The following is a 1872-nucleotide window of genomic DNA, read 5'->3' on the forward strand; positions in this document are numbered from 1 at the left end:
CGGGCAGAAGGCATTCCAGTTTCAGGCCTATCCCTTCCGCATGACGCCGGAGAACATCGCCCGGCACTATGACAACCCGAACGCGTCGTTCTGGGCCATGCTGAAGGAAGGCTACGACCACTTCGAGGTCACCCGTCAGGTGCCGAAGGTGGACGTGTGCGGCAAGAAGTACGTGTTCGACGCGAAGACGGCAAACGGGGCGGCCATGTCGCCGTCGAAGGATTGCCCGACCCTCGTGACGGCCCCGGATCTGGCCATCGCCGTTGCCTCTAAGCAGAAGCGCGATGAGGCGCGGGTGGCCGAACTGCTGCCGAAGATGCGCCATGAGCGCGAGCGCGAGGCCGACCGCGCCCGCAAGGTGCTGCTGGCCAGCGCCAAGGGCAAGGTGCGCAGCCCGACCGCCGTGGCCCCGCTGCCCAACCGCCGGCCGGTCGACGGCGGCGGCACGGCCGTGATGGTTGCGGCTGCCGACGGCATTTCGCCGCCGGTCTATGCGACGAGCTTTTCCGCCCCGCCCGGTATCGAGGTGGCGCAGGTGCTGACCGCGGGTCCGGTGCCGGCAACCGCGCAGGCGGCCTCCGCCGCCGTGCCGGCGGCCGCCCCTGCGGTGCCTGTGGCGACAGGCGCGGTCGCGGTTGCGAGCGCGGCGGTTGCCGGTTCTGCCGCCGTTGCTGCGGCCGACGCCGCGCCGGTGGCGGTGACGAGCCGCCCGGCCGAAGTGCGCGTGGCCACGCGAGGAAACGACGACAGCGCCGTTGTCCGCCCGCGCGTGGCGGAAGCCGGCCTGTTCTCTGCGGCGCCGGCGCCTGCCGCGGTTCCGGCCGCTGTCGCGGTCGCCGCCGCGGGCGTGCCGGCTGCCGCCACGGCAACGCCGGCCGCTGCCGCCGCAACGCCGGCCGCACCGGCGGTGCAGCCCGCGGCCACCGAAACCCCGGCTGAGCCGGCCACCGCTGCCCCGGTCCGCACCGCTTCCTCCGGCACGTCCATGCTGCGCGGCTGGTTCGACGGTCTGTTCGGCGGCAACCGCAAGCTTGAGCAGGCAGCACCGGCTGCCGCGGACGTGCAGGTTGCCTCCGCCGGCGAGGCCGCGCCGGCCGCCGCAACGCTGCCGACCGGTCTGGCGCCGGGCGTGCTGCCCGAGCCCCGTCCGGGCCGGGCGGTCGCCTCCGCCCCGGCCGCTGCGGCTCCGGCTTCGGCCCCGGCGGCTGTCGCCGCTCCGGTTGCCGCGGTGCAGCCGGCCGTTGCCGCCGCGCCTGTGGCGGCCCGTCCGACGGCGGCCCGTGCGCCCGCCGTCGCCACCGCGCCCGTCGCCGCCGCGCCCGTTGCCGCCGCACCCGTCACTGCGGCCACGCCGGCTGTCCAGCCGGTCGCGGCTGCCGCGCCGGCCACGCCGGTGGTGGTGCCGGCATCCGCACCCGCCCCGGCGATCGTGCCGGCCGTTCCGACCGGCGCCACGGTGCCGACGCCTTCGGCAGCGGCGCGCGCGCCGGCGGGCGATGCGGCCGGCCTGCGGGCCACCGCGCAAACCACCGCCACCGACCCGGCCGTCAAGCCGACGGTGCCGGCCGGCGAAGCGGTCGCCGTCACTTCCGCGCCGCGGCCCTCGGTGCAGTCGTCCACGGCCTCGGCGCCGCTGGTGCTGGACCCGGCCAGTGCACCGGCCGAAAAGGCCAACAAGTCGGTGTTCGCGCGGGCATTCGATCTCTTCAGCGACTGATCCGCCGGGAACGGCGCCCGACGCCGGACCGCTGCTGTGCTTCTCAGACCCCGCCGTTTGCTGCAGACGGCGGGGTCTTCTTTTCGGCGGACCCGCGTGCGGCGCGGGCGGTGGCCTTGCCCGACACCGGCTCTGCCCGACTCGCTGTGCCTGAG

The 1872-nt window shown here is 75.9% G+C and carries 1 pseudogene; it reads left to right on the forward strand.

Annotated features, from left to right (window positions below):
- Positions 1-1717, forward strand: a pseudogene (locus tag V7067_RS16830) (hypothetical protein); the annotation flags it as partial.
- Positions 1718-1872 lie beyond the last annotated feature (155 nt).

The sequence above is a fragment of the Pseudoxanthobacter sp. genome (assembly GCF_036822375.1).
GTDB lineage: Bacteria > Pseudomonadota > Alphaproteobacteria > Rhizobiales > Segnochrobactraceae > Pseudoxanthobacter.